This is a genomic window from Okeania sp. SIO2B3, assembly GCF_010672525.1.
GTDB lineage: Bacteria > Cyanobacteriota > Cyanobacteriia > Cyanobacteriales > Microcoleaceae > Okeania.
This window is the reverse complement of the sequence record NZ_JAAHGH010000137.1, coordinates 1-16,113: the sequence shown is the minus strand read 5'-3', so window position 1 is coordinate 16,113 and position 16,113 is coordinate 1. Positions and strand designations below refer to the sequence as shown.

The window sequence follows — 16,113 nt, the reverse complement described above, 5'->3', positions numbered from 1 at the left end:
AAATTAAGAAAAAAAGGAAGGATTTAAGCAAGAAATTGGAAGTAGGAAATTTAAGCATTCAACTATTAGTAGTCAGCCATCACCAATTATTCAATAATTGATAATGGATAATTTATAATTACCTCTCCCTAAAAGGAAGAGGATTGAATAAAAGGAAAAATTTTTCTCTCTTGGTCGATTGGATATGGCTCCGAGACCTCGCCATCCCTCGACCGCTTGTTTCTCCTTTAAAGGAGAGGCTTTAAACCTTAATTATTCGGTAATTATTCATTAATTCTGAGGTTTAGGAAGGAGACTTTAATAGTAACTTTTATTCTGTTTCAATTTCTCAATTATTTTACCCTCCCAAAAATTAATAGCTGAAGTCCGCAGTTGCGACCTAGGAGGCTAGCTAATAACTGACGGCTAAATGCTTACTAGAAAATACGATAACTGTATAACCATATTTCATATTATTTATTGCTGAAATTGTAGATATTTATTGCATTTACTAATACCATTTATCAAAATTTTTGCTACATTTCCTTGGGAGTAGGGAGTAGGATTTAAAGGGATAAGATATTTTGGATTAATGCCGATAATTCTTACAAACATTACTGAATTATTATTATTACTTAATAACTGAAGTCGCATTGGAAGTATAGCATTATTTTTGGGAATTGGTATAACATATTTTTGTAGAATTTTGTTATCTTTGAAAAATAATTTTCGACCAATTATGACAAACAGTTTGATTCAACCTGAGCAAAATTTCGCTATTTGGGCAATTCTTCTCTCAGCAGTAACTATTGGTTTTTGGTCAGAACAGAAAAAGTGGGGTGCAAGTATATCTGGTGCTGTCGTAACTATGGTGGTAACATTTTTTCTGTCGAATCTAAGAATTATACCTATTGATGCTCCTGTCTATAATGCAGTTTGGTCTTTTCTGGTTCCCTTTTCTATTCCTCTGCTTTTATTTCAAGCTAATATATTACAAATTATGCATGAATGTGGGCGAGTTTTAATTGCTTATTTTTTAGGTGCCTTGGGAACAGTTTTGGGAACTATGCTAGCATATTATTTGATTCCTATAGGTGAGTTAGATTGGAAATTAGCTGGAGTTTTCTGTGCTACTTATATAGGTGGATCTGTGAATTTTTTTGCTACTGCTCAAATTATCGAATTAAATTTAGATTCAGGAGATTTGTTAGCTGCAGGAACAGCAGCAGATAATTTGGCTATGACGTTGTTTTTTCTGCTGTTATTTGCTTTACCTTCTCTGAAATGGGTAAAACAAATTTTTCCTGGTAATAATTTGGCTCAAGATACAAGCCTACTAGAACAAAGTAAAAGGAATTTTTCTGAGTCACTAACACAAGAATTATCGGTTCTAGATATGAGTAAAGCATTAGCTATTAGTGGAATTTCAGGTGCATTAGGTATTAGTATTGCTAGTTTATTAGGCATTCCTAAAGCAGCAATTTTATTCACCACTATTTTAATAATTTCTCTAGCCACAATATTTCCCCAATATTTAGGAAAATTAACAGTAGCAGACAAAATTGGTACTTTGTTAATGCAGATATTTTTTGCCGTAATTGGAGCTAGTGCTAATATCTGGAAAGTTCTAGAATTTGGACCAGTTTTATTTTTTTTCGCTGGGGTAATTTTGACCGTTCATTTAATTTTTCTGTTACTAGCTGGTAAATTATTAAACTTAGAATTGGCTGAGTTAGTTGTCGCTTCTAACGCTAATTTGGGAGGTCCTACTACTGCTGCTGCTATGGCAAAAGCCAAAAATTGGTATCAATTAGTAACTCCTGCCATTCTTTGTGGTATTCTTGGTTATGCTCTAGCTACTTTTATTGGAGTTGCTTTAGCTAATTTTTTGGGTTAAAAAATGGTAAGCATTTCCTCCAGAATGCTGCGCAAACAGCGGTCAGCAGTCAGCTATCAGCTATTACTTTTAGTTTAGGATCAAAGCTTTATTAATTGTCTTACTAAAAAAGTTAGCATTTGGGGCAGAATTGGGCAAAACAATTACAGAATAATTAATAATTAATAATTAATAATTAATAATTAAATAATTTTGGTTTAAAGCCTCCCCTTTTAAGGGAAAAAAAGTGCTAGAAGATTTCCTTATATTCAATTCCGTAATGGTTTTAACCAGAGATAATTATCCATTATCCATTATCCATTAATGAATCCCCTATTCCTTAAAGAGACTTTTTCAGCAAATCCTAATTAGGGTTTGCACTCATAAAGCTAAAAGTCAGGATAGCTTACGGTAATGGAGCTTTTTATATTCAGTTGATCTCCAAATTTATGGCTCTTATTTGCCTCAAAATACTGAGATTTTCTGCTGAAATTCAAGAAAATTTCTTCACATAAAATGGCCTAAACCGTTGTCTGTTCCCCGCGTCTCCGCATCTGGTGCGTCCCCGTGTCCTACCCCCACAACCAATTTTTTCAGCAGACCCTAATTACTACTCTCTACTCCCTAAAAAAGTTTAAATTCATCAAATTTGACTACATTAGAATTAGGTTTTCTGGTATCAAAATAGTAACTACTAACTGTTCCTGTTTCAGTCTCAAAAATACTAAAAACTGTAATATCATTACTGGCAATATAGGGTTGAGGTTTTCCTTTTTCATCTAGTAAAGGTGCAATGGTTGGAATTATTGGTTCTAAACCATTAGGATTACCAATTTCAGCATATTTTTCCTGATAATCTAAAGGTACATTTCGCTTTTTATCTCCTACATAAGCTCCATAACTATTACCCACATTTGATGTTTCTAGAAAGTGCATTCCACTCGGACTAACAAAACGATTCCAAAGATGAGAATGCCCATAAAATACTAACTGTACGCCAGCATTTTCTAACAAAGGTAAAACATCTCGAATAATATAGTCGTTTTGTTGAGGATATTCATAACGAATCATCGTAATATTACCATTTTTATCTCGGTCAATATATTGTATGGGATTAGTATAAGCAGGAGCAATATTTTCACCAAGAGAATGAGGCGGATGGTGAAACATTACGACTTTATATTTAGCTTGTTTAAATTCCTCACTTGCCAACTCTTTTTCTAACCAATTATATTGTTTGCTACCTTGATTAATAGGTTCAAAAATATGCTGACCATAACCCCATTCAGTCGGATTATCAAAATCTTTTTTTCGTTCCCGATATTTACCTCTCGCATTATCTCTTAAATGAGGAACTCTCCAGATATTCGTAATATATAAAACTACTAAACGTACATCGCCAAAAGTTACAGCATAGTAATTTTTTTCCTCTGAACCATTTTGAGGCAAAGTAAAAATTTCTTGGTAAGTGTCTGTATTAAAAGAATTATTTTTTAACCAAGCCATATCAGGATTGATATTTGTGGAATTTTGCCTATATAAATCTGACAGAGCATCCCGTGGATAGGGTTGACTAAATTGATAATTCAAAGAAGTTTCCATAGAAAATATACCCATGACTTCATGGTTGCCAATTGCTGGAAAGAGAGGCATATTTTGAATTAACTCCCCACCTTTATAAATAGTTTTTGTACCATTTTTTTCTAATTCATAATTAGCTCTACCTTGGAGATTAGAAAAAAAAGCATTTCCTCGATTATCATCAAACCATTCTGAAGCACGGTCGGGAATATTAACTAAATCTCCAGCAAAAAAAATAGCGTCTAATTTATCAAAATTTTCTGTTACTTTTTGTAGATTTGCAGAAGTCATTGGTTTTAATTGATGGTCGGAAGTTAGGATAATTTTTAAAGGTCTACCAGGGGTAGGTTTAGCAGCCAAAGTAAAAATTTTGCTCCTCATATTTTCCCCATTTTCCTTTTCACTAATAATTCGATATGGCATAGAAATATTAGGTGTTAAACCAATAACTTTTGCCTCATGTCGCCAGATATCTCGCATAATAGGTTGTTGATAAATTAAACCTTTTTCTGTTTGTTTCCCTACCATAGAATCTTGGTCTTCACGAGTACGACTAAGTTTAGTAGTATTTGCCTCAACAACTTGATTCAAATTTTCACCATAAACTACAAAATGACCTTTGCCAGGAAATTCAGTAAACCAAACAACTTGTACAGAGTTTTCTGTCGGAGCTTGGAGAAATGGATCAGTTAAAAATTGAGCTGGAGATTCAAGAGAATACATAATTATAAATATGAAAATAACAACAATAATTAAAATACCAAAAATCCATGGATTACGATAAGAATCTCTGGGATTTTCAAATATTTCTGGAGGAGGATTAAACATAGAAATAATTAGACCAATTTGAAAAAAATAATACTACAAGAAGGTGCATCTTGTGATGATTTTTTTGAATGTTTTATTAATGGAGAAGTAGACTGGGGAGATTACTTCGATCATTTAGTTGGTTGGGTGCAGCATAAAAGCGATAAAAATGTTTTTTTTACATACGAATCTATGAAAAATAACCCGAAAATAAATATTATTGCAATAGCAAAATTTTTAGGCGATCGCTATGTAGAAAAAATTGAACGTCCACAAATTTTAGAAAGCATTCTTCACCATACAAATTTTACTAGCATAAGCAAAAATCAAAGTCGTTTGTCTAGTCAACTTCCTGCTAATATGACTCCATTTATTCGTAAAGGAAAAGTGGGAAATTGGAAGTCACATTTCTCAGTTTCTCAAACTCAGAGATTAAGTAGACTTGTCGCTTTATAACTTAAAAAATCCCCAAAAACCTTGTTCTATAAGGATTGTAGCTATTGGCTTCTAAAATGCCTTAGGATGATTGCTCTGTCTAGGTTAGAGCAATTTTTTCCCTCTATTTAGCGACAACTCTAGTGAAAAATTGAGAGTAAGAACTGCTGGTACTGAAGCTGAAAATTTATAGTAAATTCCTGAATAATTCTGATTATTTTTCAAGGAAAACTCAGGGATGATCGATCATACTTCTCAGTTTCTCAAACTCAGAGATTAAGTTAAAAACTGAGAATGAGAACTATTGGTACTGAAACTGAAAATTTATAGTAAATTCCTACGTATCAAAATTATAGTTCTCTCATGCTAATAATTTTAAGTAAAATGTTTGAGATAGCCTTTTAGTCCACCAATATAAAACAGGTCTTTTAAATAAATATCTGTATTAGGTTTTAATAAATCTGTTGGCTTAAACCCACATAATATAGAACTGTAAATACCATTGCAGTCAAAATCATAAACTGGATGATTTATATATGAAACAACTTCTTTATCAATTTCTTTAATGTCAACATAGTTAGGCATTCTATCTCCTACCACCTGATTTAACAATAGAACAAAAATACAAATTTGGTTTTTATTTTGTTCTTTTTCACTTATTTTCCATTTAACTCCATCTAGAATTTTCTGGCATTCATCATGTTCTAGGTTTACATAATCCTGCTCTAAAACAAAAAAATATTCATCTTCTTCATATTCATAGTCAACATTTTCCTCCAAAATTCTAGAAAAGCAAGTAGTTTTAACTTGTAAATTTACTGATTTATTATTTGTCAAATAAAAATCCGCTCCATCATCTCCCCATTCATATAACTCGTAATCAACATCACTAATTAATTTATATAAATATTGTTTTACAGATTCTTCCCCTATTTTACCTATTTTATAATTCATAAATTCATCAGGAAAGTAATTGCTATACCCACCATAATACTTGTATGTTAACTCCTGACAAAACCAATTTAATTTGTATGCTAAGTCTATGTCATCCAAATCAACTAAAGAATATAGATGAATAGCCTCATCAAAGTCATATTTACTCCTTGTAAAAGCAGGCATTCTTTCTTTGAGTTTGATAATAAATTCATCTTGTTGTGATTCTAAAATTTTCATCCAATTAACTTCTGGCATGAGATAAATTATCAATATTTGACTCAAATTTATTATTTTTTAAATATTAAATTATACAACATTTGAATCAATCCGGTTAACAACTTTTCACTGAAGAATTTAAAATCAATACAGTTTATATTTTAATAGTCTAATTCTCAAATCAATATGCTAATAGTCCAAAAATACGGTGGAAGTTCAGTCGGGTCTGTGGAAAGAATTAAAGCAGTGGCCCAACGTATTGCAAAAACAGCAAGCGATCGCTCAGTAGTAGTAGTCGTTTCAGCGATGGGAAAAACCACAGATGGTTTAGTCAAACTAGCAAACGAAATCTCTTCCAACCCCAGTCGTAGAGAAATGGATATGCTACTATCCACAGGCGAACAAGTTACCATCGCTCTCATGAGTATGGCATTACAAGAGTTGGGAGTGCCAGCTATTTCCCTAACTGGAGCGCAGGTAGGAATAGTCACAGAAGCTGAACATTCCCGCGCTCGTATTTTACATATTAAAACCGAACGCATAGAAGAACATCTCAAACAGGGAGAAGTTGTAGTCGTTGCAGGTTTCCAAGGTATTAGTCAGACTCGCCACCAGGAAATCACAACATTAGGTAGAGGCGGTTCGGATACTTCCGCAGTCGCTTTAGCAGCAGCACTCCAAGCAGAAAGGTGTGAAATATATACAGATGTGCCAGGAATTCTCACAACCGATCCCCGCATAGTACCTGAAGCACAGTTAATGTCAGAAATTACCTGTGATGAAATGTTAGAGTTGGCAAGTCTGGGTGCAAAAGTGCTGCATCCTAGGGCAGTTGAAATTGCCCGAAATTATGGAATGCCATTAGTAGTCTTATCCAGTTGGAGCGATGCACCGGGTACTCGTGTAGTTTCCGCAATACCCCAACATCGTGCTTTGCAAGATTTGGAGTTGACAAAATCTGTAGATGCTGTGGAATATGACATCGACCAAGGAGGAGTTTCTCTGTTGCGGGTTCCCGATCGCCCTGGTGTGGCAGGTAAATTATTTTCTGGTATTGCGGTACAAAATATAGATGTAGATTTGATTATTCAGTCTATTCACGAAAGCAATACTAATGATATTGCCTTCACTGTTGGGAAAGATACTTTGAAACAAGCGGCAGCAGTAGCGGATGCCATACTACCTGCTTTAGGAAAAAATTCTGACCCTAGTTTGGGCGAACCGGAAGTCAAAACAGAAGAACGACCTATTGCTAAAGTCAGTCTTGTGGGTGCGGGAATGATCGGACGACCACGAGTAGCAGCAAAAATGTTTGAGACTTTGGCAGCAGCAGGAGTAAATATATTAATGATTTCTACTTCGGAAGTTAAGGTCAGTTGTGTGGTTGATGCAGAAGACTGCGAACAGGCAGTTAATTCTTTGTGTCAAGCATTTGATGTGGATGTTGCAGATATTTCTACTAACTCTGCTACTTCTGAGTCGGAAGAAGTTCCTTCACCAGTGCGAGCAGTTGCTTTAGACATAAAGCAAGCAAGACTAGCAGTGCGTCAAATTCCTGATCGCCCAGGAATGGCAGCAAAAATATTTGGTTTGTTGGCGCAGAATAATATTAGTGTGGATATGATTATTCAGTCACAACGTTGTTATAGTGTGAATGGGGTTTTAACTCGCGATCTTGCTTTTACTGTTGCTGAGGCGGATGGAAAAATGGCTTATCAAGTTTTAGCCAATGCTGCGGTTGAGTTTGACTGGGGAGAAGTGGTGTTGGAGAGTGCTATTGCGAAAGTGAGTGTGGTGGGGTCTGCAATGATTGCCCATCCAGGGGTAGCAGCACAAATGTTTGAGGCGTTGGCAGCAAGTCAAATCAATATTTTGATGATTGCTACTTCGGAAATTAAAATTAGTTGTGTGGTAGAAGAGGAGGATGGTGTAAAAGCGTTGCAAGCTATTCATAAAGCTTTTGGTCTATCTGGTAGCGAGGTGATTAAAGTTCCTGTTTAACTTCCCTGGCGGGAAGTCCCGCGCTCTCCCGTTTTGCTGGCGCATAACTTCGTTAACGGCTGTCGCCGACATGTTTGCGGAGCATTCCGTCAGGAAAAGGCGGAGGATGGTGGCGGCAGCTATTAGAGGAGCGTCGGGATGAAAGCCAGGGCCAATAGTCGGATGCCTCCACAAATAAAACCTTCCTATACCCTTGACAAGCTAGGAGGTATGCATGTTATTATCAAGGTCAACACAGGGGGAAGACATCACCTCACACGAAACAGCGGTCATTTTTTTTATGACTGAAGAATCCCTCTTTGTCGCGCTATGCGCAACGTCGGGAGTATGTCAACGGATGGTCTAATATCATGTCCGGTTGAATAGTTACACTTTGGAGGAGGTAAGGCAGAAGGCAGGAGGCAGGAGGCAGGAGGCAGAAGCGGTGCGACCCCGCGACGACGCCAGCTAGCTTGCGGAATACTGACTCCTTTTCGGGAATGCACACTCCTGTGAGGAAAGAAAAGGTTAGAAGAGAAAAGGTTTTTTGGTCGCGTAAGCGGAACGGAGTTCTATCACGCTATTATCCGGACATGATATTACACTTTGGAGGAAGGAAGGCAGAAGAGAAGGTAGCGGGAACTGTTTGCGCAGCATTCCGCAGGAAAGGAAGAAGGGAAGAAAAGGTTAAGAGGACTGACCCACGGACACTAAATCGAGTGATATCATGTCCGTTGGTATAGTCCCGTGTAAAAGTTGGGGAAATATCTACCGCCATATAAGTAAAATTTTTCCTTTTCTTAAAGCTTCTTCCTTCTTCCAACTTCGGTCTTCCTTACCTTCTCTATACAAGACCGATGCTACCGGACATGATATGAGGGCATCATTCGGCAGCTCTGCGGAACGCAAATGCCATATAGCCTTACGGCATGGACTTCGCAAGGGCACCCCTACATATGGCGTTTTCAAGGTGAAGCATGCGTAAGTCCTCTAAATTTTAACTAACTTGATGAATTACTGACCACGCTCGTAAAACTTCTGCAACACTCCACGCTTGAGCAATACAACCACGGGGTGTCATCGGTTCATTACCATCAAAAATTTCACTGATACTGCCAATACCATGCACCATTAAATGCTCTGCCATCGGTTTTAATAACTCCTCAGCTTTTGCTTGGTTGTTATAAATTCGTAGATGCGCTACAGCATAATGACCAATCAACCAACCCCAGACAGTACCTTGATGATAAGCACCATCTCTTTGATAAATATCGCCTCCATAAACACCCTTGTATTCAGGATCGTCACTAGCTAGACTGCGTAACCCATAAGGAGTTAATAGCTTGTACGTGCATATATCCATCACTTGTTTTTCTTGCTCTGGAGTTAGTAGAGGTGGGTAACTAAATTTACTGATCGCTGGTAATGATAAGGCAAATATTTGATTAGGTCGCAAAGCAGCATCATTACCATTAGGTGTATCAAGTACATCGTAACAATAACCTTCCTCTTGATTCCAGAAACGAGCAAAACCCTTTTCCTTAATCAATCTTGCCAACCTTTCATAATCTAGATTATCCTTACCCAACTGTTGGGCAAACTTATCCATGATTTGCAGAGCATTATACCAAAGCGCACTAATTTCAATGGGTTTACCAATACGCGGTGTCACTACCCAATCATCTACTTTAGCATCCATCCAAGTAATCTGTGAACCTGCTTCACCAGCATAAATTAAACCATCATCAGTATCTAACTGAATATTGTAGCGGGTGCCTCGGCGATAGTAGTCAATGATTTCTGCTAAAATTGGAAATAATTCTACTAAAAGTTGGCGATCGCCTGTAGCTTCATAGTATGCACGAACGGCTTCAAAATACCAAAGTGTGGCATCTACAGTATTATAATCTGGTGTAGCACTACCGTCGGGAAAGCGGTTTGGCAACATTCCTTGGTCAACATACTCAGCAAAGGTGAGCAGAATAGACCTGGCAACATCAAATTGCCCTGTACAAATAGTTAAACCAGGTAAACTAATCATTGTGTCGCGGCCCCAGTCTTCAAACCAATGATAACCTGCAAGGATAGTTTTGCCGTATGGATGTTTGGGGGATTTGCGATCGACAATAAATTGGTTAGCTGCTAATACTAATTGGTTGATCCAGTCTGGGGTCTTTTTTGCAGTAGCTTGAGCTTTTGTCTGGGTAAATGATTTCCAGAATTTAATGACTGGATTTTTGACTTCTGAGTTAGATGTTTTGGTAGTGGCAAATTTTTGGATTATTTGTTGTTCGTAATTATGATGAAAAGCTAGTTCTCTCTCGCCATTAGTAGTAGCATTTTCTTTTGTGCTGGCAACTATTGTTAGAGATTTACCTACTTCAATTTGTGCATCAAAAGTAACAGCGTGTAAGTGGTCTTCTAATTCTTGTTGACCGCGATATTTTTCTACTGCTAAGTTAAATCCGTAATACCAATTATTGGCGGGTGTAGATACTATATTTTTGTCATCTGGATGAGGATGTGTCAGCAGATATAAGGGTGTTGCTTTAGGAAAAGCTTGTATACGGACTCCCTTTTTAATATTTTCGGTGCTGATGCGCCAATCTTGAGCGTTGGTATGATGGTGATGATCGCGATGGTTAATTAATGCTTTAATTTCTAAGTTTAAGGGTTGGCTACCATTGCGCAAATTATAATGAATATAGGTGGTGTTTTCTCCTTGCTCCATCCATATCCGCTTCTCCAGTACCACGTCTGCAAATGTAAATTTCCATACTGGTATTGTTCCTTCTAGGTGGAAGCTTTCTGTTTGTTGATAACTTTCTGGGTTTGCTGTGCCATCAGCCCAATGGTTACAGTAAAGAGGATACTCTAGACCTTTATAATTGGCAGTTTCGTCTAGTTTTGTTAGCAATAATGTACGCCCTAATGGGGGTTTGAGTGCTGCTATGAGTAATCCATGATAGCGACGGGTTAGGATGTTAGTTACTGTGCCAGAAGCGTAGCCTCCAATACCGTTTGTGACTAACCATTCGCGGGATTCAGCTATGTTGAGATTACTGCAAGTTTCTTGATCGAAACTGATGACCATAAAATAAAATATTCACAATATATATTAGTGCAAAGGTTTCTTTTGAAACCCGATTTCTTTATATCATATTCACGAAGGAAGAAGGAAGGAGGAAGAAGGAAGAAGGAAGGAGGAAGAAGGAAGAAGGAAGAGGAAACAAGGAAGAATTAAGAATTAAGAATTAAGAATATAGATACCAATTTTCTTCATTTTTTAGACAACTTAGAAGGAATATGTTAGGTATAAAATTCTATTTATTTGAAACTTGTTTTACTGTCCACGCACACTGATGATTGTTAATAACATTTTTTCCAGTTAGTTTTTTAGTATATCACATAAATCAATAATCAATTTTTTTTTATATGTTTTCAGACTTTTCTTAGTTGTTCTCAATTTGATTATTCGCATTTTATCTGCATTTTTATTGCGATCGCATTTAGTTTTATCTACAGATATTTCTTTGTTGAATAAAAAGTCATGCTTAGGGGCGAACACCACCCAATAACAAAAGTATATCAGAATTTTTGGTGTTGTGCAACCTTAATTTCCTTCTCCCGTTCTTGGTGCTTCAGAAGATGATAATTGACTGAACATCAAGACTTTTTGGTTCTATGTCCTGTAGAAAAAGGGCAGCAATGGCACAAAAATTGGACTTTCTAAAGTTGGTCAGCATCAGTCCTCAGCAACTTGATATTTGCGATCGCATCCAGTTCTATCTACAAGATATTTCTTTGTTGAATAAAAAATCATGCGTAGGGGCGAACACCACCCAATAACAAAAGTATATCAGAATTTTTGGTGCTGCGCAACCCTAATTCCCTCCCGCGCCGCTTTTTTTCTTGGAGTGCTTTTGACAATGAAGATAGTAATCGCGCCTCACATTAAAGAATAAATTAAGCGAGCATCAACACTTACCTACTTTCAAGAGTCGGACAAAAAATCGGACTGTCTTAGGGTTCATCATCAGCATCAGTCCTCAGCAACTTGATATTTGCGATCGCATCCAGTTCTATCTACAAGATATTTCTTTGTTGAATAAAAAATCATGCGTAGGGGCGAACGCCACCCAATAACACAAGTGTATCAGAATTTTTGGTGCTGCGCAACCATAATTCCCTCCCGCCGCGCCTCTTTTTTGAGTGCTTCATACAATGACAATATGTGATTATTTCTCATTCTCTCTATTGTGATCGCCTATCAAAACATAATTTTTCGTTGAATAAAAAGTCATGTTTAGGGGCGAACACCACCCAATAACACAAGTATATCAGAATTTTTGGTGTTGCGCAACCCTAATTCCCTCCCGCCGCGCCGCTTTTTTGAGTGCTTCATACAATGAAAAATCTAGTAATTTCTCTTATTTAAGATTTAAGACCTAAAATACATTTTGCTTCTAATAAAACTAAGTCTGGAATATCTAGAACTTGACAACTTTTCTGAGCATTTAACAAACTGGGAACTACACCATTTTCCATCTGCATCTTAACTACAGCAGCAGCAGTATTATTTAATTGCCTAAGACGATGATTTTTCCTGACATATTCTAAAGTCAACCCTTGAGAATCTAACAACCAAAAATCAATTCCGTATGTTTCAATAAAATTTTGTACCTGTTTTAAATCAGGACTATATTGTGCTTGGATTAAATCCTTAGCTCGTTGTTTTATTTCCCGATAATATCCCTGATGATAAGGCAAAGCATATTCCGAACCTACCAATATTGAACGTTGAGTAAAAGTAGGAATATTATTAGCTTCTAATGCTAAAGAAGCAACCCGAATATCTGGCGGTTGTTTGGCTAAAAATTCATAAAGTTGGGGTACTTTTCCCACAACATAATTAGTCACAGGAAAGTTGTTGGTTAAAGCTGGATATAACAGGAGGAGAATTAGCACTATATATATAGATATAGTTTTGATTTTAACCGAATAATTAAGGTTTAAAGCCTCTCCGTTTATGGAGAAAAAAGCGGTCGGGGGATGGCTAGGTCTCCTCGCCATATCCGATCGACCAAGAGAAGAAAAAAAATCCTTTAATCTAATCCTCTTATTTATAAGAAGAGGTAATTCTAAATTCTTGAATACTGGTTTGGTTTTGGACAACTGGTTGAGTAGATTAAATTTGCGCCAGACAAAATCAATTATCAAAGTGAAGGCTATCCCACCAGCTAAAGCCATGATTATTCTGAGACTATGTTGACTGTAACGACTGGGATGATGTAACCGAAATAGTAAAAAGTGAGCAGCTAAAAATATTCCGGTTGATGCTAATAATAATTCTGGTAAAAGGATGATTTTATGAGCGATTTTTTTGGCTAGGGGAAAATATTTTGAGCTTAAGAAAATGAGTAATAATCCTGCCCAAACTTGAGGAGGTAGGAAAGATTGAGATAACCATTCTGGGGGGATAATGCCGGAGCGATCGCCTGTGAACCAAAAGTCAAAACTATTATTTGAAAAGAAGGAAGCTCTACCTCCCGGCCAAAATTCTGGTAAATTTTTAGCTTCAGTTAATGTAATAATCGGACTATATTCGGAGGTATTTAAAGCATAGGGTAAAAGTACGAAAAAACCTGTGATTAAACCAATAGCTAAAATGATTAATTTTGGGCGATTTCGGAAGTGGATAAAGTCTAAGATTAAGACAGTAATACAGAGTAAAACTCCTTGGGGATAAAATAATCCGAGCAGAGCGATCGCTACTGCAATTCCTAAGTAAGAATGTCTGAGGAAATAGTATAAAAATGCCAAAAATAAAGGATAGAAAAATGCTCTGGGGGTAGCGGAGATTAAGTCATCTTTAAGCCAGAGATTTTGATTCAAAAATAATGTGCTGAGAAACCCAGCGAGTGGCACTGGGAATATTTCTATTTCTACTCTAAAACAATAGGCAGTTGTGATTAATCCTAATATGATTGGCAGAAATTTATTTAATAGTAAAGGTGGAATGCCGATGAGGGAAAATAATTGATAAAAATAGGTATATCCGGTGGGAGCGACAGATTGAAAATAGTCAGCAATAATATCGTTGGGAAAAAGTTCGGGATTGAGAAATCTTGCCATCCAAAAAACGTGGGAGCGAGCATCATCCTGCACTACATATTCACTACTAAAAGCGGGAATAATTCCTAAAATTCCACAAATTGCTGCTAAACCCAGACTTAAATAAAACCAAAATCTGACTGGAGTCTGTGCAGTTAAAAACTTATGCAAATTAATTTCTTCATAGTCCATAGATAGTTAGAAAAAAATGGATATCACATCCGGTAGCAATAGAGTATTAGTAAGGTTTATACAGATTATATAGCGCTACACAAATACGTTAGGACATTTTTCTGTTCCCAGCTCCGGTGTTCCCTGAAAACCCAAATTTATTGTCCTAACCAAAAGACGTAGTACTATACAAAGACAAACACTCCGTAATCTATGTGAAAACTCTATAAGTCAAATTTATTCATGTAGCAAAGAACGGGTTAGTTAGGACAATGACTGATGATGGTGAGACAGAGAAATGTTTTTCTCACTGTTCTCTGTTATAGAGTAGTAGCAAGATTTATAAAGATTCTATGAAGACAAGCCTTGATATCTATGTAAAAATACTATAAGTAAAACTTATTAGTTGAACGTATTTGTGCGTTCTCAGGGTTTTTACTTATATAGACAAGTAATAAAAATTAATATTATTTTGCTCATAAATAATGTTGTGACTCTAAACAATTCAGGTATTAAATCTAAAATTCTGGAGAGTCTTGTGTATGAATAATTATGTTCATTTGATATTTAGAAAAGCAAATATTAAGGTAGCTAGAATGCTTAATGTTATCTATGTTACTTAGTTTAAGGCAAACTTTCAGACCGGTGAGTAGAGGTCAAGCTTCCCATATTACCTATCCTAAATCATTATTGAACCTTCCTTGAAGAAAAAATCTATTAGTACAATAATCAAAATTATATTGTTCGATATAACACATTATAAACATTAAAAAAACTAATAGATTTACACAAATTAAATATATGAATTTTTCGTGAAGATAGTAATTTTACTTGAATTGGCTGATTACTTTGTTGCTATGGTTAGAGTTATAGTTAAGTTGTAATTAAGTTGTTACACTGAATTAAGTTGTAATTAAGTAATTACACTGTATTATGAAGCTGTAATCAATAGAGCTTCCTGACAGTGTTGTCCTGATTAGGACTATTAGCTATAGCCGATTGACTGTTCTATACATCTGTAATTAAAGTTATTTGGAAGGATAATTATTATGAAGACACATCAAAAATATATTTTTAGCTTATTGGCCACCACAGCTATGTTGGGAGCAGGCAGTGCCCAAGCAGCTCCAATTGTCATCGACGATTTTAGCGTAGGGCAGGATGTTGGATTTCAGCCGATTGACCCTGTTATACCTAGTAACAGCCAAGTGGGACCAGATGGTTCTATTCTTGGTGGTTTCCGGGATATGGAAGTTATGGGAGATGCTGATGGTTTGATTGAAACTCGTATGCAAGCAACTGGAGGAGTACTTAATTTTAGTAATAATGTAGAGACTAATGGGACTGGAATGATAGTTTGGGATGGAGATGACGATCCCACAGTAGTAGATGAAGATGGTTTGGGAGGAATAGACCTAACTGGTGGTGTTTGGCCTCTAGATCGTATATTGGTAGAAATCATCTCAGCTGACCTTCCTGGTTTAGAGTTAGAATTTACTATCTATGACCTTGATAGCAATGTTTCAACTCTTTCACAGACCTTTGCCCAGGCTATCACAACTCCAGAAACCGCAACTTTCCTCTTTGATGATTTTAGTGGCACGGCAGATTTCACTAATGTTGGTGCAATTAAGTTGGAGATTGATGGTCCGCCAGAAATTGATGCCCAATTCGATATGATTAAGGTTGAGAAACGTCGCGTTCCAGAACCCTTTACATCTCTCTGGACTTTGGCAGGAGTATCTGCATTAGGTGGATTATCTGTAAAGAAAAAAAGTTTGCAGCAGTAAATAGATCAGATTATATTCTAAAAAGTACTTGAAAGATTTCCAGGGTGACAGGCAATTTTAATGTTGGTGTCAACTAATAAATTCTAAGTCCATAAGTTAGAGGTAGTTCCGATGGCTGTCTAAGGCTATGGACAGAATAAATTAAACACTGCATTCGGTGATTCCTCTGGAGTCATCGAAGCTAGTTTATAGAGATTGAGAATCAGATTTTGAGAAATTGCTTGGTGT

11 protein-coding genes are annotated in these 16,113 nt (G+C 36.4%); 5 read left to right on the top strand and 6 right to left on the bottom strand.

All coding sequences use genetic code 11. The features are described from left to right. Positions 1 to 456 precede the first annotated feature (456 nt). Positions 457 to 633 carry a hypothetical protein gene (locus tag F6K15_RS34570; protein WP_293070137.1) on the bottom strand — a complete coding sequence of 59 codons (177 nt, stop codon included), beginning with the start codon at positions 631 to 633 and terminating at the stop codon, positions 457 to 459. Positions 634 to 718: 85 nt separating this feature from the next. On the opposite strand from F6K15_RS34570, the gene F6K15_RS34565 reads away from it, so the two are divergent. Then, on the top strand, positions 719 to 1,876 hold the full coding sequence (locus F6K15_RS34565; protein ID WP_293070135.1) for a DUF819 domain-containing protein: 1,158 nt from the start codon (positions 719 to 721) through the stop codon (positions 1,874 to 1,876). A gap of 603 nt (positions 1,877 to 2,479) precedes the next feature. On the opposite strand, the gene F6K15_RS34560 is transcribed toward F6K15_RS34565, so the two are convergent. Continuing rightward, positions 2,480 to 4,264: a metallophosphoesterase gene (locus tag F6K15_RS34560; protein WP_293070133.1), complete on the bottom strand. Its 1,785-nt coding sequence runs from the start codon at positions 4,262 to 4,264 to the stop codon at positions 2,480 to 2,482. Positions 4,265 to 4,282: 18 nt separating this feature from the next. On the opposite strand from F6K15_RS34560, the gene F6K15_RS34555 reads away from it, so the two are divergent. Further along, a complete protein-coding gene (locus F6K15_RS34555; protein ID WP_293070131.1) occupies positions 4,283 to 4,699 on the top strand; it encodes a sulfotransferase domain-containing protein in 417 nt (138 codons plus the stop codon). Between the two features lie 354 nt (positions 4,700 to 5,053). On the opposite strand, the gene F6K15_RS34550 is transcribed toward F6K15_RS34555, so the two are convergent. Continuing rightward, a complete protein-coding gene (locus tag F6K15_RS34550; protein ID WP_293070129.1) occupies positions 5,054 to 5,896 on the bottom strand; it encodes a hypothetical protein in 843 nt (280 codons plus the stop codon). Between the two features lie 120 nt (positions 5,897 to 6,016). Here F6K15_RS34550 and F6K15_RS34545 point away from each other — a divergent pair, with 120 nt between their 5' ends. After that, on the top strand, positions 6,017 to 7,831 hold the full coding sequence (locus tag F6K15_RS34545) for an aspartate kinase (protein ID WP_293070128.1): 1,815 nt from the start codon (positions 6,017 to 6,019) through the stop codon (positions 7,829 to 7,831). 747 nt (positions 7,832 to 8,578) lie between these two features. Here F6K15_RS34545 and F6K15_RS34540 read toward each other — a convergent pair. Together F6K15_RS34540 and F6K15_RS34535 are read right to left on the bottom strand one after the other, a co-directional pair. Continuing rightward, positions 8,579 to 8,752 (bottom strand): hypothetical protein, encoded by a 174-nt coding sequence (locus F6K15_RS34540; protein WP_293070126.1) that lies wholly within the window; start codon positions 8,750 to 8,752, stop codon positions 8,579 to 8,581. A gap of 55 nt (positions 8,753 to 8,807) precedes the next feature. Beyond that, a complete protein-coding gene (locus F6K15_RS34535; protein WP_293070124.1) occupies positions 8,808 to 10,904 on the bottom strand; it encodes an amylo-alpha-1,6-glucosidase in 2,097 nt (698 codons plus the stop codon). Between the two features lie 614 nt (positions 10,905 to 11,518). On the opposite strand from F6K15_RS34535, the gene F6K15_RS34530 reads away from it, so the two are divergent. Beyond that, positions 11,519 to 11,659, top strand: a complete 141-nt coding sequence (locus tag F6K15_RS34530; RefSeq protein ID WP_293070122.1) for a hypothetical protein — start codon at positions 11,519 to 11,521, stop codon at positions 11,657 to 11,659. 585 nt (positions 11,660 to 12,244) lie between these two features. Here the strand turns inward: F6K15_RS34530 and F6K15_RS34525 are convergent. Continuing rightward, positions 12,245 to 14,116, bottom strand: a complete 1,872-nt coding sequence (locus tag F6K15_RS34525) for a hypothetical protein (RefSeq protein WP_293070120.1) — start codon at positions 14,114 to 14,116, stop codon at positions 12,245 to 12,247. A gap of 1,028 nt (positions 14,117 to 15,144) precedes the next feature. On the opposite strand from F6K15_RS34525, the gene F6K15_RS34520 reads away from it, so the two are divergent. Further along, a complete protein-coding gene (locus tag F6K15_RS34520) occupies positions 15,145 to 15,885 on the top strand; it encodes a hypothetical protein (protein ID WP_293070118.1) in 741 nt (246 codons plus the stop codon). Positions 15,886 to 16,113: the final 228 nt, after the last annotated feature.